Source organism: Paenarthrobacter sp. NPDC092416 (genome assembly GCF_044755025.1).
GTDB lineage: Bacteria > Actinomycetota > Actinomycetes > Actinomycetales > Micrococcaceae > Arthrobacter.
The window spans coordinates 1-24,954 of sequence record NZ_JBIVQG010000009.1 but is presented as its reverse complement, the minus strand read 5'-3'; the positions used below and the strand labels follow the sequence as shown (position 1 = coordinate 24,954).

Genomic DNA, 24,954 nt, shown 5'->3' with positions numbered 1-24,954 from the left:
TATGGCGGGGGTGCTTCCGTGCGGCGGGGGTGCTTCCGTGCGGCAACCCCAAGCAGCTAGTCCTCCAACGCCCCATCACAGAGCCGGCCCACAACCTCAGTGAGCATGGTGAGCCCGGCCACGATGTCCTCGTCCGTAGTGTATTCGTGCTCGTTGTGGGAGATGCCGTCAACGCTGGGCACAAAGAGCATCACGGTGGGAACGATGTCCTTCATGTTGGTGGAGTCGTGCCCGGCCAGGGTCATGACTTCCTTGTTGGACAGCCCCAAGTCTGCGGCGACCTTGGCGGCGAGCTCCACTCCTTCGGGCTGGTACGGAGTCACGGCCCAGGAGTGCGAGTGGTGCTTCTCCACGGAGACGTTGGCCAGGCGTTCGATTTCCGTGATGCGGGCGTGCAGCAGGGCGTCGGCCTCGGCCAGGACGGCTTCGTCGGCGCTGCGCAGGTCCAGGAGCAGGTTCACGCGGGACGGCACCACTACGGGCGAGTTCGGGTAGACGTTGAGCTGGCCCACGGACGTGTGCAGGAGGCCGGGGAAACGATCAGCGAGTTCGCGCGCGGCAACCACCAGCATGGAGGCACCCAAGAGGGCATCCTTGCGATCCGCAATCACGGTGGAACCGGTGTGCGCCTGCTCGCCATGGACCACGAACTCGTACTTGTTGGCGGCCCAGTTGGAGCTGACCAGACCGATCGTGATGCCTTCGCGCTCCATGCTGCGGCCCTGCTCGATGTGGATCTCAGCGCAGTACGCAGCCTCCGGCCCTTCAAAGGTTCCGCGGCAACCGATCGCGTCCAGAGCGTCGCGCACCGTGATCCCGGCGGCGTCCTTGGTGTTGAGCGCGTCTTCCAGTTCCAGCTTCCCCGTGTAGACGGACGAGCCCATCATGGAGGGCTTGAAGCGGCTGCCTTCCTCGTTGAACCAGTTGACGACGGCGAGATTGAACTTGGGTGCTGGGGCGCCGGCTTCCCAGCGGGCGGCCAAGCGGAACGCGGCGTGGGCCGCGGCGAGGACGCCGTACGCGCCGTCGTACCGTCCCGCCGTCGGCTGTGAATCCATGTGCGAGCCGACCACCACGAAGGGCGCACCGGGTACAGCCTCGTAGAGGCCCCACTGGTTGCCGGCGTGGTCGAACTTGACTGTGAAGCCGTGGTCTTCCAGGAGTCCTGCGAGCCAACGGCGCTGTTCGCCGTCGGGAATGGTTGCGGCTTGGCGGTCCACGCCGCCGTTCTCTGTGGCGCCGAACGCGCTCATGGTCCGGAAGTCCTGCACGAAGGCGGTGTCCTGGGCGGTGAAACGTGTGGTGGTTGTCATGGTCTCCCCTATGAACTCTGCCGCGACTGAACTCGGCCGCTCTGAATGAACGGCGACAGCGCAGCGTGCTGGAACTCTGTTGATTGGTAGGTAAAGCGGCCTCCGACGGCGGTGGCCTGGACCTGTAGTTCGCTGATGGTGGGTGCCTCCAAGGGCGAGGCGGACAGGACCGTGAAGTCGGCAAGTTTGCCTGGTGACAGCGTGCCCTTCTCGTCCAAGGTCCCTGTTGCCGCGGCCGCGCCGGACGTGTAGGCGGCCAGTGCCTGCTGCGGGGTGAGGCGTTCCGCGAGGTTTCCAAAAACGGCCCCCGATTCGGTCCGGCGGTCCACGAACGCCTGCATGCCGCGGAGCACGTTTCCGTCGGCGACCGGCCGGTCCGAGCTTCCCGCAAGCGTCACGCCGGCTTCCAGGAAACTGGCCGCACGGTACGCCCATGGCAAGCGGTCCGGTCCGAGGGAAGCGGTCATGCCGTCCCCGCCATCGCGGAAGAAGCTGGCCTGCGGCGTCACGGCGATTCCGGCGGACGCGAGCCTGGCTAACTGGTCCGGGCGCGTAATGGAGGCGTGCTCGATCCTGTTGGGCAGCCGGCGCGGCCCATACACGGCCTGGCAATCCGTGATGATGTCCACGGCGAGGTCGATCGCCCGGTCACCGATGGCGTGGGCCGCGATGGACCAACCCGCGGCGTAGGCGGCCTCGATGCGTTCCCTCAGCTGGGCGGGATCGGCCTGGAAGTAGCCAACATTGCCGGTGTTGTCCCGGTGTCCATGGCTGCAGAACTCATGGCTCACGGCGGCGGTTTCGCCCAGGAGTGAGCCGTCCAGGAACACCTTCGCGGGGCCGAGGGACAAGTACTCGTTCCCGAATCCGCTGGTAATCCCCAGGTCCAGCCCGGCTGGCGCAACTCCCGGACTGTCCGACGCATGACTGTCCAATCCGTGCAGCACATCCAACACCGGCATCACCTGTGCACGGGCGTGCAACCGGCCGTTGGCGGCAGCGCGCTGGTAGGCCGCGAGCTCGGCCGGGCTGTGCCCGATCCAGCCCCCACCCACCCCGGCCTCGGTGAAACTCGTGATGCCCTCGGAGGCGTAGTACAGGGTGGCCCGTTCAAGAGCGTCCTCGATGTCGTCCAACGAATACGGCAAGATCAGCTGCTGGATCAGTTCCTGCGCCGTCTCCTGGACGAGTCCGGTGGGACGTCCCGCTGCGTCGCGGACTATCGCTCCGCCGTCGGGATCGGGGAACGACGGCGACGCCGCACCCGCCAGGCGCAGCGCGGCGGTATTGACCACGGCCATGTGCCCTGAGTTATGCCGCATGAACAGCGGCCGCTCCCCCGTGATGCGGTCCAGCTCGGCGATGTCCGGGAAGGAACCGCCGTGCTGGGTCTGGCTGAACCCGGTGGCGAAAAGCCAAGCATCGCCTTCGGCCCCGTTGTTGGTCACAGCACCGCGGAGAAGCCCATACAGCTCGTCCAAGCCACGGGCACCGGACACGTCCAGTTCCGCGAGGCCCAGCCCGAACCAGGTGGTGTGGCAATGGGCATCGATGAAGCCGGGAGTAACCGTGGAACCACCGAGGTCGAGTACCTGAAGGGCATCCAACCCGTCCAGGTCCTCGTCGAGGCCCACGATGCGTCCCTGCCAGATGCCCAGCGAACTGGCCAGGGGACGGGCCGGATCCATGGTGATGATCTCTGCGTTCCGCAGGAGGAGGTCGAGTTTCATGAGCGGGTTCTAGCGGTGCGAGGTGGTAACGGACTTGATGCGCGTGTAGTCCTCAAGGCCGTACACGGACAGGTCCTTGCCGGTGCCCGAGTGCTTGAAGCCACCGTGCGGCGCTTCGGCCGGAATCACCTGGTGGCAGTTGATCCACACGGCACCGAAATCGAGCTCGTTGGACACACGGGTCACCACGCCATGGTTCTCGGACCAGACGCTGGACGCGAGGGCGTACTTGGTGCCGTTGGCGAGTTCGATTGCTTCTTCCTCGGTGGCGAACGGCTGGACCGTCAGCACGGGGCCGAAGATCTCGTCGCACACCACTTCGTCAGTCTGGAACACGCCGTCGATGACCGTGGGTTCAAAGTGGAAGCCGGTTCCGGTGCGCTTGCCGCCGGAAAGGACCCTGGCGTTGGCCGGGAGGCGGGACATGAAGCCCTCCACACGCTCCAGCTGCGCGGCGCTGTTGAGCGGGCCGAGATCCGCATCGGATCCGCCCACCTTCAGCGCTGAAGCAGCGTCCGCGAGTGCTGCCGCGAACTCCGTGTGGATGTCTTGGTGGACCAGCACCCGCGTCACGGCGGTGCAGTCCTGCCCGGCATTGAAGAAAGCGGCCAAAGCGATTTCGCCGGCGGTGCGCTGGATATCGACGTCGGCAAACACCACTGCGGGTGCCTTGCCGCCCAGCTCCAGATGGACGTCCTTGAGCGTCTTGGCCGCAGCGGACATGACCTGCGCACCGGCACGGGTGGAACCGGTGATGGAGACCATCTCCGGGATGTCGTGCTCCACCATTGCAGCCCCCGCTTCACGACCGCCACAAACGATATTCACTACGCCGGCCGGGTAGACCTGCTGCGCCAGTTCGCCCAGGACAACAGTGGACCAAGGAGTAGTGTCTGCAGGCTTGAGGACCAGAGTGTTGCCCGCGGCAAGAGCCGGACCGATCTTCCAGATGGCCATCATGAACGGGTAATTCCACGGCGTGATCTGCGCGACCACGCCAATGGGCTCGCGCCGGATGGTGGACGAGAAACCCTCCACGTACTCCGTCTGCGCAGTCCCGGAGACCACGCGGCAAGCTCCCGCGAAGAAGCGGAGCTGGTCCGCCCCGCGAAGGATTTCGAGCTCACGGGTCAAGGCTGCGGGCTTGCCGGTGCAAGCAACCTCGGCCTCGAGGAGACGGTCAGCATTCGCCTCGATGAGGTCGGCCAACTGCAGCAGCAGCGACTGCCGCGTACCCGGCGTCGTGCGCTTGTAGCTCTTGAAAGCTTCGGCAGCGGCTTGGAAGGCGGCGTCGACGGCGGCAGCGTCACTGTCCGGCGCGGTGCCGATCTGCTGGCCCGTGGCGGGGTCGAAGAACGGCAGGCTGGCCGCGGCGTCCACGGACTCGCCGTTGATGATGTTCTGAAGCTGGATCACAGTGAGGGCTCCGGTCAGTTTGTTGAAGTCTTGGGGGAACGCGTGGTGGGGTCCTGTGGCAGGTGCAGCAGGGCCGGGAGGCCGGAGTCGACGGCCCGGCGGAACGCGGCTGCGAAGTCCTCCGTACGGTCCACGCGCTCGCCGTAACCGCCGTAGGAACGGGCGAGTGCGGCGAAGTCCGGGTTGGTCATATGCGTGCCCGAAGGGCGGTCCGGGTAGTGCGCTTCCTGGTGCTCGCGGATGGTGGCAAAGATGCCGTTGTCCACCACCAGGACGATGAACTTGGCGCCGTAGCCCATGGCCGTGGCGACTTCCTGGCCGTTCATCATGAAGCAGCCGTCACCGGCAACAGAGATGACCTGGCGCCCGGGGTACGCAAGGGATGCTGCCACGGCTGCGGGGATTCCCATGCCCATGGCGCCGTTGCGGGGTGCGGCCAAGGAATCGGCCGAGTTGTGGTCCAGGTAGCGGGCGGGCCACAGTGCGTGGTTCCCGGCGCCGAAGGTGAGGACGGCGTCGGCGTCCATTTCCTTCTTGAGGACCTCCATGGCGACGCCCAGGTCGACGCCGATGCCGCCGTCGGGCTGTGGCGTGGAGAACTTGAGCTGGTCGGCGCGGGCGCTGGCGAACCAGCCTTCCGCACGTTCACCGGTGGTGTTGGTGGCAGCCACGGCGCTGGCGAATGCCGTCACGTCGGCAATGATGTGCTGGTCCACCCGGCCAAAGTGGCCCAGGAGGTTGGCGTCGGCGTTGACCACCACAGTCTCGGCGTCGAGTCCGCGTTTGTAGCCATCGGAGAGGACGTCGCCGCGGACGCAGCCCACAAAGACGAGCAGGTCGGCGTCGTCGAGGCGTTCGGCGTTGGCGTCGCTGCGGCCGTACCCCAGGAAACCGGCGTAGGCGTCGCTCCGGTGCGGGACGGCGTCGTAAGCGCGGAAGTCGGCCACCACCGGGACGCTGTTGCGGCTTGCCCACGCGGCCAACTGCTCCCCGGACTCCTGCGTCCACCCTTCGCCGCCGACGACGACGAGCGGCTTGCGTGCGGTGCTGAGCTTTTGGTTCAGCTGGTCCAGATCCGCGGCAGCCGGCTCGGGACGGGCAATCTTGCGCGGTTTCACCGTGGCGTCCGGGACGACGTGCACCAGCACGTCCTCCGGGAGGCCGATCACCACCGGGCCGGGGCGTCCGCTGAGGGCGGTGAAGATGGCGTCGTCCACCACGCGGGCGGCGGAAGCGGCGTCGTCGAGCGTTACGACTTTCTTGGCGGTGCTGCCGAACCAGGCGTTGATGTCGAACTCCTGGAAGGACTCACGGCCGCGGTCGGCAACCGGAATCAGTCCAACGAACAGGATCAGCGGCGTGGCGTCCTGATGGGCAGTGTGGATGGCAATGAACGCGTTTGCGGCGCCCGGGCCACGGGTCACCATGGCTATGCCCGGAAGCCCGGTCAGTCGGCCTTCGGCGAGTGCCATGAATCCGGCGCCGCCTTCCTGGCGGGCCACCACGTTCTGGATCGGCGAGCCGTGCAGGCCGTCAAGGACGTCCAGGAAGCTCTCGCCCGGGACGGTGTAGACGCGCTTGACGCCTGCCCGTTCGAGTTGGCCAACAATCAGGTGGCCAGCTGTGGTTGTGCTCAATGCTTCATTCCTTCTTCTTCGATGGAAAGGCTTGGGAGGAACAGGCCGGACAGCGCGGTCAATGCTGAGACGACCAGCAGGATGATGGCGCCAGGCCAGAAGGAGTTATTGGCTGCCACGAGCGCTGTGGCGATCAGCGGCACGAAGCCGGAGATAACACCCGCCGTGTTGGACGTGATGGCGACGCCGGTGTAGCGGACCTTCGTGGCGAACAGCGCGGTCAGCGCGGTGCCGGAGACGGCGTACGGGATGGAAAGGACGGCGACGCCGATCATCATGCCCAGGACCACCAGGACCGGGTTGCGGGAGTCGATGGCCAGGAACACAGGAACTGCGATAAGGGCCGAGGCCACGCCGCCCCAAAGGATGACCTTGCTGGCGCCGAATTTTTCACCCAGGCGGCCTGCCCAGATCAGCGCGCCGATTTCGAGGGCCGCGGCCAGCAGGGTTCCCAAGAGCAGGAGTTCGGAGGGCAGTTTGAGGACCTTGGTGCCGTAGAAGACCACGAAGCTGGTGATGAGGTAGAAACCGCCGATGCCGAGCAGGGCCGAGCACATACCTACCAGGATCTGGCGCCAGCTGTTCTTCAGGACGCCGCGGATGGGAGCATGCTCGGTTTCGCCGGACTCCATGAGTGCTTCAAATTCCGGGGATTCGCTGAGGCGGCTGCGGATCCACAGCGAGATGGCCAGCAGCGGGATGGCGGCAATGAAGGGGATGCGCCAGCCCCAGGCGTCAAAGTTGGTCTGGCCTACCAGGAACAGCATGCCGAAGAAGCCGCCGGAGGACAGGATGGTACCGATCGGGGAACCGATCTGCGGAAGCGCGGCGTAGCGTGCACGCTTTTCCACCGGCGCATTTTCGACGGCGATAATCACCGCGCCGCTCCACTCGCCACCGACGGCGAGGCCCTGGACGATGCGCAAGGCAACCAACAGGATGGGGGCGGCCAGGCCGATGGTCATGTAGTTCGGCAGCAGGCCGATGAGCCCGGTGACAATGCCAATGCCAACGATCGTGACCATGAGGATCTTCTTGCGGCCCACCTTGTCACCGAGGGCGCCGAAGATGAAGCCGCCAATCGGGCGGGCCACGAAGCCAACGGCGAGGGTGGCAAAGGAGCCCATGGCAGCGACGAAGGGATCCTGGGATACGAAGAACTGTGCGTTGAACACCAAAGCAGCGGCTGTGGTGAAAAGGAAGAAGTCGTACCATTCCAGCGCAGTGCCCACGAGGGCAGCCAGGGCCACCTTCTTGGTGACGCTTTCATCGACGATGCGTACTGCCGTGGGACTGGCGTCCGTGGCTCCGCTGACGGTGCTTGCCATTGTTGCTCCATGAGTGCGAACGGGACCGGACGTTGGGGATGCCCGGGCAATTTTTGTGTGACTCGTTCCATAGTGCCAGTAGTTTTTCCCAAAAAGACTAGCAATCCACCACGGAATCATGCCGCTAGAATGTGTGAATGCACAATTCTGAAACCTCGGGGCATGCCGTTCGTTGGACTGAGCTGGTGGACCAGCTTGAAGGCCGGCTGGACACTCTGGCGCAGGCCTTCACCACCAGGGTCCGTGAGATCCCGGAGTACGGCGAAAGCCAAGTGACCGTCCAGGAAATCCAGGAGACGGCGCGCGAGACCTTCCGGCGCCTGATCCGCGGCCTCAGGAATGGACAGTCGGATAGCCGGGAGGGTCTGCTCGACTTCGCGTCCGACCTCGGATCCAAGCGTGCAAGGGCCGGTATCCCACCAGAGTCCCTGACCTCAGCCGTCCGCCTGGATTTCAGCATCCTCTGGGCTGAACTGTTGGAGATCGCGCACACCGAGGACGCCGCGCTACTGGCGACGCGCGTGGATCAGGTGTGGCGTGTCGTGGACGAATTCGCCACCCGCACGCACACGAGTTACCTGACCGAACGCGTCAGGATGGCCCAGGAAGAATCGAGCATCCAACGCGAGTTCATTGCCCGCCTGTTCAACCAGAGCACGCCGTCCTTGGAGACCTCCGCGCAGGTTGCCTCGGCATTGGGCATCAACCCCGAATCACGCTTTGCACTGGTTGCCGCGAGCGGCGATCCAGGCGCACGGCTGCGCGCAGCGGCATCCCAATTCGGATCAGGCCAGCACACCCGGCAACGATTGTTCCTCCATGAATCCGGGGGCAACACCTACGTTTTCTGGGCCTTGCCCACACGGCGGACGCGCGGTCCTGAAACCCGAGGCGAGGCGCACGGAACCGAAACCGACGCGCAGCAGCTGCCTCCCGGCGTCGTCAATGTCCCGTGCGGCTACGTTCCCGAGGTCCTTGGCCTTCGCGCCCTCCCCACGGCCGCCCGTACGGCGGAGAGCCTGGCCGCGCTCCTCCGCCCCCGCGACGCCGGCCCACTGTCCGCTGATTCTGCTTGGGCGCGATTGGCTCAGCAGAACCTGCAGGACGCCGGCCTGGACCTCGCCGCTGAACTCGAAGAGGCCCTGGCGGAGTGCCGGGGCGGCGAGCGCGAGCGCCTGTTGGAAACGGTCCGGAACTATCTGGGCACCGGCAACGTCACGGTCACGTCCGAGCAACTCTTCTGCCACCGGAACACCATTCTCAACCGGCTCAACCGCTTTCAGGAGCTGACCGGGATCGACCTCGCCGTTCCCGCAAAGACGGCCCGGCTGGTGGTGGCGTGGGCATAAGCGAGGAGGTCCCGCCTTCGTGAGTTGCCGCCGAGCGTTGCCGCACCGCTCCGCTGTGTGTTTTCACATTTCCAGCCGCGTTTTGATGGAAGTAATGCCATTGATGGTGTGATTGGGCACACACCATAGTTGTATCTACCTTGCACCGGACATTCGTCCCCGCACCCCATCCGGAGAATCAGATGGCCCCCACGGTAGATACTTCCTCCGCATCCACAGCCAGGTTGGACCTGAGCAAGATGCGCAAGATTGCCCTTGCCAGCGTTATTGGCACCACCGTCGAGTGGTACGACCTTTTCGTCTTCGGAACAGCGTCGGCCCTCGTCTTCAACAAGATCTTCTTCCCCAGCTTCGATCCAATCGTCGGCACCATGCTGGCCTTCGGCACCTTTGCTTCCGCCTACATTGCCCGCATGGTGGGCGCCATCATCTTTGGTCACTTCGGCGACCGGCTGGGACGCAAATCCATGCTCCTGGTCTCGCTGCTGACCATGGGAGCGGCCACGTTCGCCATCGGCCTGCTGCCTGACTACAACAGCATCGGCATTATGGCCCCGTTGCTGCTTCTTCTGCTCCGCGTCATCCAGGGCCTGGCCCTCGGCGGCGAATGGGGCGGTGCAGTGCTCATGACGGTTGAACATGCACCTCCCACCCGCCGTGGTTTCTACGGTTCCCTGGTGCAGGTTGGCGTGCCCGCCGGTACGTTGATCGCCAATGTCGCATTCCTGATTGTGGCCTCCACGGTCAGCACCGAAGCACTGTATTCGTGGGGCTGGCGTATCCCGTTCCTCGCCTCCGTCCTCCTGGTCACGGTGGGCATCTACATCCGCCTGAACATTGAGGAAACCCCGTCCTTCCAGGCAGTCAAGACCGCTGGCGCCAAGGCCAAGATGCCGTTCGCCGCTTTGATGGCCAAGTACTGGAAGCAGGTTGTCCTGGGCGGCATCGCCACCCTTTCCACGGGCAGCACGTTCACCCTGTTGGTTGCCTCCGGCGTCTCCTACGGCAAGAAGGAACTCGGCCACTCCGAGAGCCTCATGCTCTGGGTGGTTCTGGCCTCCTGCATCCTGGGACTCTTCCTCATCCCGTTCTTCGGCCGGCTTTCGGACAAGTACGGCCGCAAACCGATCATCTTCGCTGGTGTCGCTGCCGAGGCCGCCCTGGCCTTCCCGATGTTCTGGCTCATGGACACCAAGTCGGTGGCACTGCTCTTCGTTGCCTACCTCGCCATGATGACCGCGTTCTGCGCCAACTACGGACCGATCGCCACGTTCCTGGCTGAGCTCTTTGGATCCAAGGTCCGCTACTCGGGTCTGTCCGTGGCCTACATGCTGTCCGGCCTGCTGGGCAGTGCCGCCACCCCGTTCGTCACTACGTGGCTCCTGGGCATGACACACCAAAGCTCCTCGATCGCCTGGTACATCATGGCCGCGGCCGGATTGTCGCTGGTTGCCCTCTTCCTGCTGACCGAGACACGGTACGGCAACATCGACGCCGTCGACGAAGCACCTGCTGAAGCCCGCTCCACGGAAGCCACGGCAACGCGGTGACCGTCACCACCATCGAGCGCCTGGCCGGTATCCCCGGCCAGGCGCCCGCCGTCGGGCCCTTCTCCCCGGCGGTCATTGCCAACGGTTTCGTGTTCACTTCCGGCCAGATCCCCGCGATCACGGGCCTGGACGATCAGCCGGACACCTTCGAAGGGCAGGTCCGGCAGACCATCGAAAACCTCGCGGGCGTGTTGGAAGCCGCGGGATCCAGCCTTGAGCACGTGGTCAAGGTCAACACGTACCTGACCAACCAGGACCAGCTGGAGGAATACAACCGTGTTTACGTGGAGTACTTCGGCACCGCCAAGCCTGCACGGACCACGGTATGCGTGAGCCTCTGGGGCGTGTCGTTGGAAATCGAGTGCGTGGCCGTGCTCGCTGATCAAACCCCGAAGGCTACCCAGTGACCCACACCCTCCTTGAAGACCTGACAGGCGTGAGCTACCCCACCATCGGCCACTTCCTTGAGGCCGGCTTCGTCTCCCCCGCCATCCAGTCCTTGCTGGAAAACGTGAAGATCGCCGGGCCTGCAGTGACCGTCCGGATCGCAGACCATGACGCCATCGCCATGAACCGCGCCCTCCTGGCACTGCAGCCCGGCGATGTCCTCGTGGTGGACATGGGCGGCGACCACCATCATGCGCCCGTAGGGGCCGTTACGGCCGCCGCGGCGCTCGCCCAAGGCGCGGCCGCCGTCGTGGTTGACGGTGTGGCCACCGATGTCCTGGAACTGCGGCAGACCGGCTTGCCCGTATTCGCCCGCGGGACGTCGTGCCTGACCACCAAACGCCTTCACGGAACCGACTCCGCTGTCAACGTCCCGGTGCTGTGCGGTGGCGTGGAGGTCAACCCCGGCGACCTGGTCCTCGGCGACGACAACGGGCTGATCGTCCTGTCACCCGATGCTGCGCGGGACGTCCTTGGGCGGGCGTTGGCATCGGATGACGCGGAGCCGGATATCCTGGCCCGCATCGCATCCGGGGAGCCGCTCGAGTCGATCCTGGCTCTGTAATACAGCCGAGAGCGTAACGCCGGAGCCACGGGGACGCCACCAAGGAACTTCGGCTGGGGATGGGGTAGAACTTAACCATGAGCGTACGTACACCCGACCCGTATCCAGGCTGGCTTTCCGACGAAGACCTCTTCGAAGCCCGCGGCCGTCTCCCCATGGTCTACGTGGAGGCTGTTCCGGTCAGGCTGGATCCGCTCGGGTATGTGAACGAGGTTGGCACACTCCTGCAGGGCGACGCCGACGGCAACATGGTGCGCTACCTCGTCTCCGGCCGCGTCCTCTACCGTGAAACCATCCGCGCTGCCCTCCTGCGGCACATGGAAAAGGACCTTGGACCCCTGGCTTTCCCGCAGCTGCCCATCAGCCCCGTTCCGTTCACCGTTGCCGAGTATTTCCCGGCCCCGTCCCAAACCGGTTTCACTGACGACCGCCAACATGCGGTGTCGCTCGTGTACATCATTCCAGTGACCGGCGAATGCGATCCGCGCCAAGACGCGCTGGAACTCACGTGGATGACACCGCAAGAGGTCCTCAGCGACGACGTCCAACAGGAATTCGAGGGCGGCCGCGGTAACCTCGTGCGCCAGGCCCTGGCTTTCTCCGGCGTGGCCGTCTAGCGGGTCCCGGCCTCTGCGGCGGCTGGACTTTGTAGACTGGACGGCGGACAGCAAGAGAACCAAAGGACTTCCGATGACTCACAGCCCAGCCTCACAGCAATACCGCGAAAAGCAGGCTGGGGACCTGCAGCCCGGAGACTTTGTGTTCGTACCCGGCGACGGACCTGCCGAGGAAATCAGCACCATAGTGGTTCAGAACGACGATTTCGGCGTGCCTGCGCTGCTGCTGGTGACCATGGTCGACGGCGGCACGGTGCGGATCGCTGTGGGGTCCGCTGTGCCAGTGGGAGACGGAGTTTCGGCCGGCGGCTCCAGCACCTCAGCCGAAGATGACGTTGAATCGGCGACGGGTCCCGCCGTCGTCGTTCCGCCACGCCCGGAGACGCCGCCCGCCGCGATCTTGCCTGCCGCCGAGGAACTCGCGCTAATCCCCGAACCAACCGGGACGCCAGAGGCAGTGGTCCGCGCCGCCGTCGCCGGTCACAAGGGCAAGAACGGCGTGCAGGTGCTGGGCGAACGGCTGGCGAAGGGCATCAACACGAAGTCCGGCAGCTGCCTCCGGGACCTGAGCAACCTCGCCTTCGATCTCTGCATCGTGCTGCGCGATCCGGACCAGGCACTCGCGGTTGCAGACCTCCTGAATGTGCTGCCGTTCGATGGCAACCCGGACCGTTGGGCGTCGATCGAACGTGCTCTGGCACTCTCAAGCTTCATCTGCCGTGAGGCCGGGCAGACCGATCGCGCCGCAGTCTATGAAAAGCTGCTGCGCGCCCACGAATCGGAGGAAACGGACCCGTTCAAGGCCCGGATCGCCGCCAAGGTCCGCCAGCGCGCGCTGAACGAACCCAACCTGTACGACAAGGAAATCTTCCGCGCCATCGACAGCGGGAACCATGAAGCCGAGCGCGACTGGCGATTCCTCCGGCTCGAATCCTTGCTGTTCCTGCGGGCCCACGGCGGTTCCGAGACGATCGGCGAAGAAGAGCTGAGCCGGCGGATCGGCAACGAACTGGACGCCGTCCGCGCTTGACCTTCCTTAAGCCCCCGCGGCGGGAAGTTCAAGGCCTGTTGCGTGGACCCAAACGGCGGTAGATTCGGGGCCATGACGAACAATCTGAGCGTTGTGGTGAATGCCGACGCGCAGCAGGTTTGGACAATGCTGCGCGAACCGTCGCTGGTGGCTCAATGGCACGGCTGGGAAGCCGATGACCTCGGCGACGAAATCAAACAAATCTACTTCGATCCAAATGTTGTGGAAGGGCCCGAGCATACGAGCTTGACCGTCCATGGCGGCGATGAGTTCGAGCTGCATCCCGTCTCCGGCGGCACGGAAGTCAAGGTCACCCGGGCCGCGCTGGACCACAATTCCGAATGGGCTGAGTGGGACGAGGACATCACCCAGGGTTGGCTGACGTTCCTGCACCAACTCCGTTTCGCCCTTGAACGGCACCCGCACGGCCACCGGCGTACGCACTTCCTCTCCGTGCCCGGGAGCGGAGGTTCCGCCATCGAAAAGCTCGGCCTCGGTGACCTCCCACCGGCCGGCGACGAGTACTCGCTCACGCTGACAACGGGTGAGGCGATTTCCGGCAAAGTGTGGTTCAAGAGCCGGCACCAAGTTGGCGTCACCGTCCACGGGTACGCGGAGCACGGGGATGGGCTGCTGATCGTCGCGGACCAGTTGCCGATTCCCGAAAAAAGGCCCGACGGCGGGTCAATGGTGATTGCCTCGACCTACGATTTGGGGGCCCACACTCTGGCGGACGTCCGGTCCTCGTGGGACAACTGGAAGGCCGAAAACTACGGATCGTAGGACGGGGTTGCGCCGGACTTAGGCTTGGTTGCGCCCGCGGCTGGCCTGGGCTTGCTGGGTTGCGCCGGGCTTCCACGGTAAAGCTGGCACACTTGGTAGCGTGCCAGCTTCCGTTCCTGCTTCCCCTGTGTCTGTTCCTGTTCCTGACGTGTCTGACGTGTCTGCTGTGTCTGCTTTGGCTGCCCGGCAATCGGAGTTCTCGTTTTCGGTGGTCCAACGCCTGACTGAAACGTGTTCGCCGTCGAACTCCCGGGTAGACGCCAACGGCGGCGAATTCCTCGGCCGGACCGGCACTATCACCACGCCGCACGGAGCCATCCAGACGCCCGCGTTCATCGCCGTCGGAACCAAAGCAACTGTCAAGGCCGTGCTGCCCGAGTCGATCTCCGATCTCGGTGCGCAAGCCGTGTTGGCCAATGCCTACCACCTCTATTTGCAGCCCGGGCCCGAGATCCTCGACGCCGCGGGTGGGCTGGGCGCGTTCATGAACTGGTCCGGACCGACGTTCACTGACTCAGGCGGATTCCAGGTAATGAGCCTGGGGTCGGGCTTTAAGAAGGTCATCGACATGAAGCACGTGGACACCTCCGGGCCGGACGACGCCGTAGCGCCCGGCAAGGAAAGGCTGGCGCACATCGACGACGATGGCGTCTGGTTCAAATCGCACCTGAACGGGGACCGGCACCGCTTCTCCCCGGAGATCTCCATGCAGGTCCAGCATCAGATCGGCGCGGATATCATGTTCGCCTTTGACGAGCTCACCACGCTGCAAAACTCGCGGGCCTACCAAGAAGAGTCGCTGGAACGGACGCGGCTGTGGGCCCTGCGGTGTTTGGCGGAGCACGCTTCTTTGACGTCTTCCCGCGTTGGGAAGCCCTACCAGGCACTGTTCGGCGTGATCCAAGGAGCCCAGTACGAGGACCTGCGGCGCAAAGCGTGCCAGGACCTCGGAGCCATGCCCTTCGACGGATATGGAATCGGCGGGGCGTTGGAGAAGGAAAACCTGGGCACGATTGTGCGGTGGTGCAACGAGGAACTTCCCGAGGACAAGCCGCGTCACCTGTTGGGCATCTCGGAGCCGGATGACATTTTCACGGCCATCGAGAACGGCGCGGACACCTTCGACTGCGTCTCCCCCACGCGTGTTGCCCGGAATTCGGCGTTCTACACGCCGTCCGGCCGCTTCAATCTCTCCGGTGCGCGCTATAAGACCGATTTCGGGCCGCTGCAGGATGGCTGCGACTGCTACACCTGCCTCAACTATTCGCGTGCGTACATCCACCACCTGTTCAAAGCCAAGGAAATGGTCTCGGCCACGCTCATCTCCATCCACAACGAGCGTTTCGTGGTGAAGATGGTGGACGACGCCCGCCTGGCCATCGATTCCGGGGAGTTCTTCGAGTTCAAGGCGGAGACGCTGGGGCGGTATTACTCGTAGCTTTGGCTGGCGAACCGACTTCGCCGGAAACGTGCAAGGGCGTGTGGAACTCCGAACTTCCAACGAACTGGCACGGTTCCGGCGATCTCGGCAAACCTAGGCCGCGACAACCCCGTAGCTCGGCTCGCGCTTCTTGATCCAGCCAACAACCAGGACAGTAATCGGGACAAAGAGGAACTCGACGGCGGTCTTGTAGACAAAGCCCACCAGGACGTAGTTCGCGAACATTCCGAAGTCCGTGATGCCGATGACCGAGGCCGCGATGCTGCAGAAGATCAACGTATCCACGAACTCGCCCACCACGGAGGAGCCCATGAGGCGCGCCCACAGGGTCTTTTCGCCCGTGCGCGCCTTCATCTTCACAAGAATCCACGAGTTGATGGTCTGCCCTGCCAGGAAAGCGAGTAGCGACGCGAGAACGATCAACGGGACTGGTCCAAGTGCGCCTTCGATGGCTGCCTGCTTTGCGGTTCCATACTCGTCAGTGAAGCCGGGGAGCACGATGATCACCCAGTAGCAGAGCGACGCGAATACCGAGAGTGCGAACGAGGTGATAATGGCCTTGCGTGCCACCTTAAAGCCGTAAACCTCGCTCAGGACGTCACCCAAAATGTAGGCGAGCGGGAAGAGGAAGAAGCCGCCGTCGGTGATGATCGGTCCAAGCACCACACCTTTGGAAGCGCCGATGTTGGACAGGATCAGCACCACGGCCATGACGGCGAGCATGATGCCAAAGTACGGGGATCCGATCGAGGCAAAGCGGGGTGCAGGCTTGCTCAAGGTGCTGGAGCCGGAAGGCGAGGGCATGGGTCATCCATTTCGTAGTGGTTCGCGTAGGCGCTGTTTGGTGACGCGCCCCGCTGTATTAGCACTGTGGGTGGTGGGGCATTCAGCCCGACACCACGTTTATTGTCCCACTCCCCTACGCTCCCCCACATCCCGCCCCTTTTTGGGCAACCTTCTCCCACATCCCGGCCCGTTCCGGGCAACCCTCACCCACATCCCGGCCCGTTCCGGGCAACCTTCTCCCACATCCCGGCCCGTTCCGGGCAACCTTCTCCCACATCCCGGCCCCTTCCGGGCAACCCTCACCCACATCCCGGCCCGTTCCGGGCAACCCTCACCCACATCCTCAATTCACCAAGGTGAGGGGCGGCGACGCCGGAGTGCGACATACCGAGGAACCCTTTCTGTATATTCCGTGTACGAATCCCCAAATAACTCCGACAAGGCGGCCTCCTCACGGAGCACCCCCTCATGCTCCACAAGCGTCGCGATCGGCAATGTCACGAGCATCCAGGATGAACTGGCGAGCGTCCCCGCACCCAAGTGAATGAGCCACCAACCCACGTACATAGGATGTCGGCTGAAGGCGTATGGGCCTCTTGTGACCAGTTCCGACGGTCGCTCCAGATCGAAACTTCCCGCCGATCCTCGGTGTCGTTCGACCAGGGCCCACGTGTTCAACCCGACGCCAACCAACAACAGCCCTGATCCCACCAGGCTGTGCATTTTGGCGGCGCCGGGGAGCGGCCAGGGTCGCAGCCGCTCCAAGACGAAACCCAAAACAGCACCGGCCGCTTGCCCAGGCGGCAGCGGAAGGTTGCTCAACGCCTTCCTCCACTTGATGGCGAGAGGAACCAACTCGGAATCCATGACCATGGCGCAACGGTAACCCCATCGGGTCTCGGATGTCCTCAGTACTGCACAAGGACCTGATAGAGCGTTCGCCAAAACCCCGGCGGGACGTGAGTGATGATCCAGCCAAACCCGGCGGGACCTGAAAGAGGATCCAGCCAAACCCGGCGGGATGTGGGAGAGGATTCGAGGGGACCACAGCGGAAAGCCGGGTCGCAAACCCAAACCGAGCACCGCCGTCGGACGTTCCTAAGACCCCCGCGGCGGGACCTGAAAGAGGATCCAGCCAAACCCGGCGGGACGTGAAAGAGGATCCAGCCAAACCGTGGTCGAGCCCCAACCGATCCCATGGAAAACCTAAGGAAGTGTTAGGAAATCCCTTCCCACATTGGTTGTGCCCCGCATCACGAATAGCTTGGACTAAGTCCTCTTCACCCCAGGAGGGCCTTTCTTAGTCGACGAAGAGCCATGCGCAAGGACGCCATGAGCACGAGCTTCATGGACAGAACGAACTCATGCAAGACACGGCTGCCGGATCAGGCGCCGTCCAGGAAGGTTCATTGATGAGCACCCAACAAGCTGCACCTCTGAGCGAAGCCGCCCAGACACGCAAGGCCGTGAGCAACATCCTCAAGGGCTCCGCGGGCAACCTCGTGGAGTGGTTCGACCTCTACGTGTACACAGTTTTTGCGGCGTATTTCCAGTCGCACTTCTTCAACTCCAAGGACGAACTGCAGGCCGGCCTGGAAGCAATGGCGGTCTTCTCGACGTCGTTCCTCATGCGCCCGATCGGCAGCTGGTTCTTCGGCCGCTACGCCGACCGCAAGGGCCGTAAAGCCGCGTTGACACTGAGTGTGACGCTGATGTCGGCCGGTTCGTTCGCCATCGCGATCCTGCCAACGCAGGATGTGATCGGCCTCTGGGCCCTGATCCTGCTGGTGTTCATCCGCGTTGTGCAGGGCTTCTCGGTGGGCGGCGAATACGGAACCAGCGCCACCTACATGTCCGAGGCCGCAACGGCCAAGCGCCGTGGTTTCTTCTCGAGCTTCCAGTACGTGACGCTCGTCGGAGGTCAGATGCTGGCCCTTCTGGTGCTCGTGATCCTGCAGAACACCATGAGCAAGGAAGACCTGACTGAGTGGGGTTGGCGAATTCCGTTCGCTATAGGCGGCGTCGCTGCGCTGGTTGTTCTGTGGCTTCGCCGCTCGATGGAGGAAACCCTCTCCTCCGATCAGCTCCGCGCCGCCCACGTGAAGGTTGAGGGCGAGGCACAGCCTGGCACCATGAAACTGCTGTTCACCAAGCACTGGAAGCCTCTGCTGATCTGCATCGGGATCACGCTTGGCGGCACCGTGGCGTTTTACACGTACACCAACTTCATTCTGAAATTCATGAATGATACGTCCGGCATCGCCAAGACCGACACCTCCGTCATCAACTTCTGGGCTCTGTTCATCTTTATGCTGCTGCAGCCCGTGTATGGCCTGATTTCCGACAAGATCGGCCGCAAACCGCTGCTGATCTGGTTCGGCGTAACCGGCGTGCTCTTCACGTGGCCCCTGCTTTCCACGTTGTCCGGGACCAAGGATCCCTTCATGGCGTTCTTGCTCATGCTCGGCGGCCTGCTGATGGTGGGCGGTTACACGTCAATTAACGCACTCGTGAAGGCCGAACTGTTCCCGGCGTCGATCCGCGCACTGGGTGTGGGACTCGGTTACGCGATCGCGAACTCGCTGTTCGGCGGCACTGTTCCGCTGATCGGCGCCGCGCTGCAGAAGTCGGACCAGGTGGACCTGTTCTTCACCTACGTCACAGCCGCGATCTTCATCTCGCTGCTGGTGTACATCTTCGCGCTGAAGAACAAGAAGTCCACACACCTGGACGCCGAGCAGGGCAACGCCTTCGCTGCAAAGGGCACTTTGTCGGATGGCGCCGGCCGGGGCTCGCGCGACGACGACAAGAAGGACCTCCTCAACGTCTAAGCAGGCTGCCTTGTGAGGCCCGCTCTGCGCCCCTTGGATACTCCAGAGGGCGCAGAGCGGGCCTCACAACGTTAAGCTCTAGTAGCGAAACAGCCCAGCAAGCCAAAGGACCACACAGTGCACGTGCTCATCGTCGAGGATGACGACGCAATGGCGTCGGCCTTGAGCGCTGCCGTGGCCTCCGCCGGGCACAAACACACCCGGGTGTCCCGCGGCGAGGACGCACTCCTGGCCCACAGGCAGCATGAGGTGATCCTGCTGGACCTTGGCCTCCCGGACCTGGACGGATTGGACGTTTTGCGGAAGCTCCGCCAGGTCACGCAGATCCCCATCCTGATACTGACGGCCCGCGATGATGAGCGAAGCGTGGTCTTGGGCCTTCGCTCGGGGGCTGACGACTACTTGGTGAAGCCAGTGAAGCTGGTGGAGTTACTCGCCAGAATCGAAGCGGTGACGCGCCGAACCACCAGGGCGGGCAACTCTACCCCCCACAACGTGGTCCTCGGAGAACTGGAGGTGGACCTCGACCGCCGGGTGGCTGCCGTCGGCCAGAGACAACTCGCCCTCACCGCTACCGAGTTCGACCTCCTCAGCCTTCTCGTCAGGAACGCAGGTTCCGTGGTCACGAGGGAACAGATTCTTGATGCGCTCTGGGGCGACGCTTTCGTGGCCAACTCGAGGTCCCTCGACGTCCACCTGACAGGTCTCCGGTCCAAACTCCAGCTGCCCGGTTTCATCATCAACGTCCGCGGCGTGGGGTACCGCGTGGAGCAAGGATGAAACTTCGCGTTCTGGGCATCCTGAGCTTGCTTGTGGTGATCATCGTGGTGACGGTTTCCAGCGTGATACTGACGTCGGCCAGCCGGGAGCTCACACAGGAGCTCCAGATCAACCGCGTTGCAGCTTTGAACCGGTTCGCGCAGCTCGCCAATGATGCCGCGATGGACAGCGACACCAGTCAACTCCAACGTGAAATGGACCGGTATTCCGAGCTTTACGGGGAGGGAATCCTGATCCGGCTGCAGCAACAGACCGTTAGCTCCGGCGGCCTCACGGAGAACCGGGCCGACGTCAAACAAGCCCTCAACAGGGCAAGCCTCAACCTCAGCGACACCACCCTTGGCCCGCTACGCCCCTTCGACTCCGGCACGGAGGTCATCTCCAGATCCTTCGGCACGGCAAGCCAGGTCCTCGGGGAGGCTGTCCTTGATGTCAGCCTCGACGCCGCCCGGCAGAAGCTCCGGGAGCGATGGCTCGTGGTGGTGGTTGCCGCCCTGGCGTTGGGGGCACTGCTCCTGCTGGCCGCATCGCGCATCACGGGCTGGGTACTGCGTCCGGTCAGCCGGCTGAGCAAAGCGGTCCACGAACTAGAGGCGACCGGCAAAACCGGCCAACTCCCAGAGGCGGGTCCACCGGAATTGCGGGAACTGAGCCGTTCGTTCACATCCATGGCCGGCACCGTGACTGAGAGCATGGAATCCCAGCGCCGACTCATCGCCGACACCTCGCACCAACTGCGCAACCCGGTGGGTGCCCTGCGCCTGCGGATCGATTTGCTGCAGCTGGAGCTAAAAGGCGAACCCGAGAAGGCAGCTGCCGCCGGCGTCGTCGCGGAACTTGAGCGGGTGGAGGAAATGCTCGACGGCGTGCTGAAGCTCGCGACGGCGGAACACCGCGCCTTTGAGGGGACGGCCCGGGCGCAACCATCAAGCGAACACTCGCGCCCGACGGTCATCGACCCCTTTCCTGTCCTGCAAGGGGAGGTGGAACGGGCCGCTCCTGCAGCAGCGCGCGCGGGGTCGGACCTGACACTGGAGCGCCCGGACACAGAACGTGAAATCGCCTGCAATCCGGACGAACTCGCGCACATGGTGGGCGAGCTTTTGGCCAACGCGATCAAATACGCGCCCGGCGCCACCATCACCGTGGCGACCAAGCCCACTAAGGGAGGCACCGCCGTCGTGATTTCCGATCACGGTCCCGGCCTCACCGCCGAACAACGGGCCGCGTCCACCAGCCGGTTCTGGCGGGCGCCGCAGCACACAAAGCTCCCCGGCAACGGCTTGGGCATGACTATCGTGGATCGGCTGGCCCAGGCGAACGGCGGCCGACTCGTCCTCGACTCGAACCACCCTCATGGCCTCATTGCGCGCCTCGAGTTTCCGTCCGAGCCGCCGTCGGGAGCTTCGGATGACTAGGCGGGACGCCTTGCCGCCGCGGCGTGCGGCGCTGAAGTTGGGACTCTCCGCCGGTTTGGCAGGCCTGATGATTCCAACAACCACGGCCTGCACCCCCACCGAAAGGCCCCAAAAGCTGACGGTCGCCGGCGGCGAAACGGGCGGCTTCTATTTGGAGTTCGCTACGTTGCTTGCCGCTTTGCTGCAACGCGAGGGGATCGCCGAAACCGCCGTACCGCTGACCACCGGCGGAAGCCTTGAGAACATCCAGCGCGTGCTGTCCGGCGAGGCGACGTTCGCCGTCGCCCTGGCCGATGCCGCGGCACAATTGGCCACCACTCAGCTCGCCGGAACCGGGAGCCTGACCGCTCTCGGCAAGGTGTACCAGAACTATGTTCACTGCATCGTTCGCGAGGGCAGCGGCATCCGGACCTTCGCCGATTTGGCGGGCAAGACCGCGGCTGTTGGTGAGGTGGGATCGGGAACCTCGCTCACGGCTCCACGGATTATTGCAGCGGCAACCGCAGGCGCCGGCCCCAACAGCGCGGGCCCCAACAGCGCCGGCCCCAACAACCACATCAAGCAGGTCAATCTCGGCCTCAACGGTGGACTCGCGGCCCTCCGGGACGGGTCCGTGGATGCCCTGTTCTGGTCCGGCGGCGTACCCACAGCCGCCATCGCGACGACCGCAGAAGACGTGGGCCTCCGCCTGATCGACCTCTCCGAGTACATCAAGACCATGCGGGAGCAGCATGGAGTGTTCTACGATCGCGTTCTAATTCCCGCGAACAGCTACGGCACTGCTCGTGCCGTGTGGACGGTGGGCGTGGCCAATCTGCTCCTCTGCCGCAGCGACCTGGCCGATCATGTCGTCAGGCGGACCGTGGAACTCATGGTCGAAAATGCACAGGATCTGGTCCCGAAATCCAGCACCGGCGTACAGTTTCTCAGCCCCGAAACGCTCATCAACACCGCCGGCGTGCCTCTGCATCCCGCGGCCGAGTCGGCCTACCGGAGGCTGCACGGCTGAGTCGCGGCCCACGCCCTGCCCCAAAATCGGGGCACCTCCGGGCAATGGCAAGATGGAAGACATGACTTCAGCCGTTGCCCCCGCCATTGCACTGACCATCGCCGGCTCCGAAGCGACCGGCGGCGCCGGCGCCCAAGCCGACCTCAAGACCTTCCAGGAACTGGGAGTCTTCGGCATCGCGAACCTCACGTGCATCGTTTCCTTCAATCCTCAGGACAACTGGAACCACCGCTTTACACCGGTTGACCAGCAAGTCATCGCGGACCAATTGGAAGCGACGACGGCGGCATACGGTGCCGCTTCCGGCGCACCTTCCGTGCTGGACACGGTAAAAATCGGCATGCTCGGCAGCCCCGCGACGATCAGCACTGTTGGGAAGGCATTGGCTGACGGTTCGTTCGCCAACGTGGTGCTGGACCCGGTCTTGATCTGCAAAGGCCAGGAGCCCGGGCACGCCTTGGACACCGACCAGGCCTTGAAAGCCCGGATCCTGCCGCTGGCCACCTTCGTAACCCCGAACCACTTCGAGGCAGAGTCGTTGTCCGGGGTCACGATCACCGATGAAGAGTCGCTCAAGGCTGCAGCCATCCGGATCCACGAGATGAGCGGCGCAGCAGTCCTCGCCAAAGGTGGGGTGAGGCTGGAAGGCCCTGACGCCGTCGACGTCTACTACGACGGCGAGACGCTGGAAGTCTTGCGCGCACCGAAAGTCGGCCAGGTGGCAGTGTCCGGTGCCGGTTGCTCGCTGGCCGCAGCCGTGACTGCTGAGCTTGCCAAGGGTGCGACGCCCCTGGAGGCAGCCCGCACCGCGAAGGCGTTCGTTACCGCCGGTATCAAGAACCGTGTGGCTTCAGGTGCGCCCTTCGATGCCCTGTGGCAGGGCGGGGCTTTGTCCTAGGTTTCCCTCTTGCATGCGAAAACAGCCGCCCCGAACGAATCCGGGGCGGCTGTTTCTGTGTGTGAGGGCTAGCGCGAGACCTTACCCATGAGCGAGGCGATCGGGCGCAGGAACAGGGGCTGGGCCAGGAACCAAGCGCCGGCGGTGAACACGATGGAAGCCGCGAAAATACCGAAGCCCCACCAGCTGTAGTCGTTGTTCGTGGCGTACATGTGGTTCAGGTTGTTCAGCGCACCGGTCGCCAGGACCAGCGTGACATGGACAATCACGAAGGCCACGAAGTAGATCATCACCGGGAAGTGGATCTTGCGGGCGAGTTCGATCGGGTAGAACTTGTTGATTGCAGCCTTCTTGGGCCAGGCTCCGGACATGCGCAGGCCCGTGATGATGGCCAGCGGCGATGCGATGAAGACTGTGACGAAGTAGGTCAGCAGCTGCAGGCTGTTGTAGTTGTTCCAGCCGTTCTCCACCGGCCAGTTCAACGAGGCATACTGCAGCGCGGCGGACAGTGCGTTGGGGATCGCGTCCCAGGTGGTAGGGACGATCCGCAGCCATTGGCCCGTGGCGAAGAGCAGAACGATGAAGATGATCCCGTTCAGGACCCAGAGGGCATCCAGAGTCAGGTGGAACCACAGGTCGAGGCTGATCTTGGTGGGTGGGTTCTTGGTCTTGATGAACCCTTTGTTGTTCCTGGTCCAGTTGGCGGCGGGACGCGTGGTGGTCCGCACCTGCCAGCCCGAACGGATGATCAGGACCAGGAAGAACATGTTGAGGAAGTGCTGCCAACCAAGCCAGGCAGGGAACCCTGTGGGCGTGCCTTCGGGGATGGCCGAGTGCCCGGGGTAGTCCACCAGGAACTGCTGGACCGGCTGCATGGTGCGGAGCCATTGAGCGACGAGCACCAGAATCAGTGCCACAACCAACGCCACTGCGGTGACGACGGCGGGCTTGAACCACCTGCTCGACGTGATCCCGGACGACTTGCTTGAAACGGACATCAGGCCGCGTTCCTCTCTGGCTTGTTGGCGTGCGACCAGTTGGCGCTCTCATAGCGATTCAACCAGTTGCAGCCCGACGGTGAAAACGGCTCCGGGTTTTCGGGCCGTTCGACGTCAAAAATCGCAGCATTTGGATACGTGCTGCAATCTCTATTTCTAGAACGGTCTTCTAGGATTATTTCGCGCGGATCATGGGATGGTCAAGGGCTGGTGCTGGAAGTACGTCATTACGGGACGGTAGGATTCCAAAAAGGGGCGTCACGACACTCCGATGTTCGTCCGCCCGCGATCAGCCTGCGAGAGGAGTCCGAGCATGGTCCGCAAGACGTCCGAAGCAGCCACCAACGCCGGCTCCTGGCAATGGACCCGCACGGCCGCCACCCAGCGGCACCTCCTGGACGCGGCCGCCTCGGTTTTCTGTGAACACGGATTCACCGACGCCGGCATCGCGGACATCGTGACCCGCGCAGGGTCCAGCGTGGGAAGCCTCTACCACCACTTTGGCGGGAAGACCGAGCTCTTCCTCGCGCTCTGGGACGACTACCAAAACGAACACGAGAAACTCGTTGCCGCTGCCGTTGCGAAGGCGAGGAAGGCCGGCGAGAACGATCCTCTTGCCCTGTTCAACGTGGGTAGCCGCAGCTACTTCGACTACACCTGGAAGCACCGCGACTTGGAACGGGTCTTCATCGAGGGCGACACTCCCCCGGGCTTCGAGGTACTGCGACGGGAACGCGGACGCGAATGGGTCCGGCAAAACTCAGTGCTCCTGGGCGCCAGCGACGACACCCTGGGCCGGCTCACCGTTGCCGTGATTACGGACATCATCACGGTGGCGGGGCAGGAAGTAGCCTTGAGCCCGTCCAGGCACCACGCGGACGACGTTGTTGATGCTGCTGCGGTGCTGGTTGCCCGGCTGGTCGCCTAGCCCCGTCGCTCGTTACCTTTTTCGTAGCCCCTTTCTGGTGAAGGATGTGGGTGTGCTGGCCTGCCGGTCCCGGCATGATTGCGACGCTCTGTTTTTGATG

General features: G+C 63.9%; 22 protein-coding genes. 14 read left to right on the top strand and 8 right to left on the bottom strand.

Features of this window, described 5'->3' with window-relative positions; all coding sequences use genetic code 11:
• Window positions 1-56: 56 nt before the first annotated feature.
• Genes ACIQC5_RS16490 through ACIQC5_RS16470 form a run of 5 tightly spaced genes read right to left on the bottom strand, consistent with a single transcriptional unit; the run spans window position 57 to window position 7,424 of the window.
• Window positions 57-1,313 (bottom strand): M20 family metallo-hydrolase, encoded by a 1,257-nt coding sequence (locus ACIQC5_RS16490; RefSeq protein ID WP_400284598.1) that lies wholly within the window; start codon window positions 1,311-1,313, stop codon window positions 57-59.
• A gap of 8 nt (window positions 1,314-1,321) precedes the next feature.
• Window positions 1,322-3,043: an amidohydrolase gene (locus ACIQC5_RS16485; RefSeq protein ID WP_400284596.1), complete on the bottom strand. Its 1,722-nt coding sequence runs from the start codon at window positions 3,041-3,043 to the stop codon at window positions 1,322-1,324.
• A 9-nt stretch (window positions 3,044-3,052) separates the two neighbouring features.
• Entirely contained in the window at window positions 3,053-4,459 is a 1,407-nt protein-coding gene (locus ACIQC5_RS16480) for a gamma-aminobutyraldehyde dehydrogenase (RefSeq protein ID WP_400284594.1), read from the bottom strand.
• A gap of 14 nt (window positions 4,460-4,473) precedes the next feature.
• A complete protein-coding gene (locus ACIQC5_RS16475) occupies window positions 4,474-6,096 on the bottom strand; it encodes a thiamine pyrophosphate-dependent enzyme (RefSeq protein ID WP_400284591.1) in 1,623 nt (540 codons plus the stop codon).
• Window positions 6,093-7,424 (bottom strand): MFS transporter, encoded by a 1,332-nt coding sequence (locus ACIQC5_RS16470; RefSeq protein ID WP_400284588.1) that lies wholly within the window; start codon window positions 7,422-7,424, stop codon window positions 6,093-6,095. Before ACIQC5_RS16470 ends, ACIQC5_RS16475 begins: the two co-directional genes overlap by 4 nt.
• A 137-nt stretch (window positions 7,425-7,561) precedes the next feature.
• Between ACIQC5_RS16470 and ACIQC5_RS16465 the strand changes: the two genes are divergently transcribed.
• The 8 genes from ACIQC5_RS16465 to tgt all read left to right on the top strand — a co-directional run bounded on the left by ACIQC5_RS16465 (window position 7,562) and on the right by tgt (window position 15,203).
• A complete protein-coding gene (locus ACIQC5_RS16465; RefSeq protein WP_400284585.1) occupies window positions 7,562-8,773 on the top strand; it encodes a PucR family transcriptional regulator in 1,212 nt (403 codons plus the stop codon).
• A 182-nt stretch (window positions 8,774-8,955) separates the two neighbouring features.
• Window positions 8,956-10,323, top strand: a complete 1,368-nt coding sequence (locus ACIQC5_RS16460) for an MFS transporter (RefSeq protein WP_400284582.1) — start codon at window positions 8,956-8,958, stop codon at window positions 10,321-10,323.
• Entirely contained in the window at window positions 10,320-10,730 is a 411-nt protein-coding gene (locus ACIQC5_RS16455) for a RidA family protein (protein ID WP_400284579.1), read from the top strand. The genes ACIQC5_RS16460 and ACIQC5_RS16455 overlap by 4 nt, the downstream gene beginning before the upstream one ends.
• Window positions 10,727-11,335 (top strand): RraA family protein, encoded by a 609-nt coding sequence (locus ACIQC5_RS16450; protein WP_400284576.1) that lies wholly within the window; start codon window positions 10,727-10,729, stop codon window positions 11,333-11,335. The genes ACIQC5_RS16455 and ACIQC5_RS16450 overlap by 4 nt, the downstream gene beginning before the upstream one ends.
• Window positions 11,336-11,412: 77 nt before the next feature.
• Window positions 11,413-11,952, top strand: coding sequence for an NUDIX hydrolase family protein (locus ACIQC5_RS16445; protein ID WP_400284574.1), 540 nt, complete (start codon window positions 11,413-11,415; stop codon window positions 11,950-11,952).
• A gap of 73 nt (window positions 11,953-12,025) precedes the next feature.
• A complete protein-coding gene (locus ACIQC5_RS16440; protein ID WP_400284571.1) occupies window positions 12,026-12,982 on the top strand; it encodes a DUF6707 family protein in 957 nt (318 codons plus the stop codon).
• 72 nt (window positions 12,983-13,054) lie between these two features.
• Entirely contained in the window at window positions 13,055-13,765 is a 711-nt protein-coding gene (locus ACIQC5_RS16435) for an SRPBCC domain-containing protein (RefSeq protein ID WP_400284568.1), read from the top strand.
• 148 nt (window positions 13,766-13,913) lie between these two features.
• The gene (gene tgt / locus ACIQC5_RS16430; RefSeq protein WP_400284565.1) at window positions 13,914-15,203 is read left to right on the top strand and encodes a tRNA guanosine(34) transglycosylase Tgt; all 1,290 of its coding nucleotides are present in this window, start codon (window positions 13,914-13,916) and stop codon (window positions 15,201-15,203) included.
• A gap of 96 nt (window positions 15,204-15,299) precedes the next feature.
• Here tgt and ACIQC5_RS16425 read toward each other — a convergent pair whose 3' ends face one another.
• Together ACIQC5_RS16425 and ACIQC5_RS16420 are read right to left on the bottom strand one after the other, a co-directional pair.
• Window positions 15,300-16,010: a queuosine precursor transporter gene (locus tag ACIQC5_RS16425; protein WP_400284562.1), complete on the bottom strand. Its 711-nt coding sequence runs from the start codon at window positions 16,008-16,010 to the stop codon at window positions 15,300-15,302.
• 330 nt (window positions 16,011-16,340) lie between these two features.
• On the bottom strand, window positions 16,341-16,715 hold the full coding sequence (locus tag ACIQC5_RS16420; protein WP_400284959.1) for a methyltransferase family protein: 375 nt from the start codon (window positions 16,713-16,715) through the stop codon (window positions 16,341-16,343).
• A 689-nt stretch (window positions 16,716-17,404) separates the two neighbouring features.
• Between ACIQC5_RS16420 and ACIQC5_RS16415 the strand changes: the two genes are divergently transcribed.
• From ACIQC5_RS16415 to ACIQC5_RS16395, 5 genes are all read left to right on the top strand, one after another.
• Entirely contained in the window at window positions 17,405-18,823 is a 1,419-nt protein-coding gene (locus ACIQC5_RS16415; protein WP_400284559.1) for an MFS transporter, read from the top strand.
• A gap of 117 nt (window positions 18,824-18,940) precedes the next feature.
• Window positions 18,941-19,603 (top strand): response regulator transcription factor, encoded by a 663-nt coding sequence (locus tag ACIQC5_RS16410; protein WP_400284557.1) that lies wholly within the window; start codon window positions 18,941-18,943, stop codon window positions 19,601-19,603.
• Entirely contained in the window at window positions 19,600-21,021 is a 1,422-nt protein-coding gene (locus ACIQC5_RS16405) for a sensor histidine kinase (protein WP_400284555.1), read from the top strand. Before ACIQC5_RS16410 ends, ACIQC5_RS16405 begins: the two co-directional genes overlap by 4 nt.
• Window positions 21,014-22,030, top strand: coding sequence for a TAXI family TRAP transporter solute-binding subunit (locus ACIQC5_RS16400; protein ID WP_400284553.1), 1,017 nt, complete (start codon window positions 21,014-21,016; stop codon window positions 22,028-22,030). The genes ACIQC5_RS16405 and ACIQC5_RS16400 overlap by 8 nt, the downstream gene beginning before the upstream one ends.
• Window positions 22,031-22,091: 61 nt before the next feature.
• Window positions 22,092-22,928, top strand: a complete 837-nt coding sequence (locus ACIQC5_RS16395; RefSeq protein ID WP_400284550.1) for a hydroxymethylpyrimidine/phosphomethylpyrimidine kinase — start codon at window positions 22,092-22,094, stop codon at window positions 22,926-22,928.
• A gap of 68 nt (window positions 22,929-22,996) precedes the next feature.
• Here the strand turns inward: ACIQC5_RS16395 and ACIQC5_RS16390 are convergent, their stop codons facing one another.
• Complete coding sequence (locus tag ACIQC5_RS16390) at window positions 22,997-23,926, bottom strand: cytochrome b/b6 domain-containing protein (protein ID WP_400284547.1); 930 nt, start codon at window positions 23,924-23,926, stop codon at window positions 22,997-22,999.
• Window positions 23,927-24,239: 313 nt separating this feature from the next.
• Here ACIQC5_RS16390 and ACIQC5_RS16385 point away from each other — a divergent pair, with 313 nt between their 5' ends.
• On the top strand, window positions 24,240-24,854 hold the full coding sequence (locus ACIQC5_RS16385) for a TetR/AcrR family transcriptional regulator (RefSeq protein ID WP_400284544.1): 615 nt from the start codon (window positions 24,240-24,242) through the stop codon (window positions 24,852-24,854).
• The last annotated feature ends 100 nt before the right edge of the window (window positions 24,855-24,954 follow it).

Bases quoted from the DNA above. Each gene is read 5' to 3' on its own strand.
- ACIQC5_RS16465 (WP_400284585.1), top strand. From the start codon at position 7,562: ATGCACAATTCTGAAACCTCGGGGCATGCCGTTCGTTGGACTGAGCTG.
- ACIQC5_RS16485 (WP_400284596.1), bottom strand. From the start codon at position 3,043: ATGAAACTCGACCTCCTCCTGCGGAACGCAGAGATCATCACCATGGAT.
- ACIQC5_RS16405 (WP_400284555.1), top strand. From the start codon at position 19,600: ATGAAACTTCGCGTTCTGGGCATCCTGAGCTTGCTTGTGGTGATCATC.
- ACIQC5_RS16435 (WP_400284568.1), top strand. From the start codon at position 13,055: ATGACGAACAATCTGAGCGTTGTGGTGAATGCCGACGCGCAGCAGGTT.
- ACIQC5_RS16395 (WP_400284550.1), top strand. From the start codon at position 22,092: ATGACTTCAGCCGTTGCCCCCGCCATTGCACTGACCATCGCCGGCTCC.
- ACIQC5_RS16400 (WP_400284553.1), top strand. From the start codon at position 21,014: ATGACTAGGCGGGACGCCTTGCCGCCGCGGCGTGCGGCGCTGAAGTTG.
- ACIQC5_RS16420 (WP_400284959.1), bottom strand. From the start codon at position 16,715: ATGCACAGCCTGGTGGGATCAGGGCTGTTGTTGGTTGGCGTCGGGTTG.
- ACIQC5_RS16385 (WP_400284544.1), top strand. From the start codon at position 24,240: ATGGTCCGCAAGACGTCCGAAGCAGCCACCAACGCCGGCTCCTGGCAA.
- ACIQC5_RS16470 (WP_400284588.1), bottom strand. From the start codon at position 7,424: ATGGCAAGCACCGTCAGCGGAGCCACGGACGCCAGTCCCACGGCAGTA.
- ACIQC5_RS16490 (WP_400284598.1), bottom strand. From the start codon at position 1,313: ATGACAACCACCACACGTTTCACCGCCCAGGACACCGCCTTCGTGCAG.
- ACIQC5_RS16390 (WP_400284547.1), bottom strand. From the start codon at position 23,926: ATGTCCGTTTCAAGCAAGTCGTCCGGGATCACGTCGAGCAGGTGGTTC.
- ACIQC5_RS16460 (WP_400284582.1), top strand. From the start codon at position 8,956: ATGGCCCCCACGGTAGATACTTCCTCCGCATCCACAGCCAGGTTGGAC.
- ACIQC5_RS16440 (WP_400284571.1), top strand. From the start codon at position 12,026: ATGACTCACAGCCCAGCCTCACAGCAATACCGCGAAAAGCAGGCTGGG.
- ACIQC5_RS16445 (WP_400284574.1), top strand. From the start codon at position 11,413: ATGAGCGTACGTACACCCGACCCGTATCCAGGCTGGCTTTCCGACGAA.
- ACIQC5_RS16425 (WP_400284562.1), bottom strand. From the start codon at position 16,010: ATGCCCTCGCCTTCCGGCTCCAGCACCTTGAGCAAGCCTGCACCCCGC.
- ACIQC5_RS16415 (WP_400284559.1), top strand. From the start codon at position 17,405: ATGAGCACCCAACAAGCTGCACCTCTGAGCGAAGCCGCCCAGACACGC.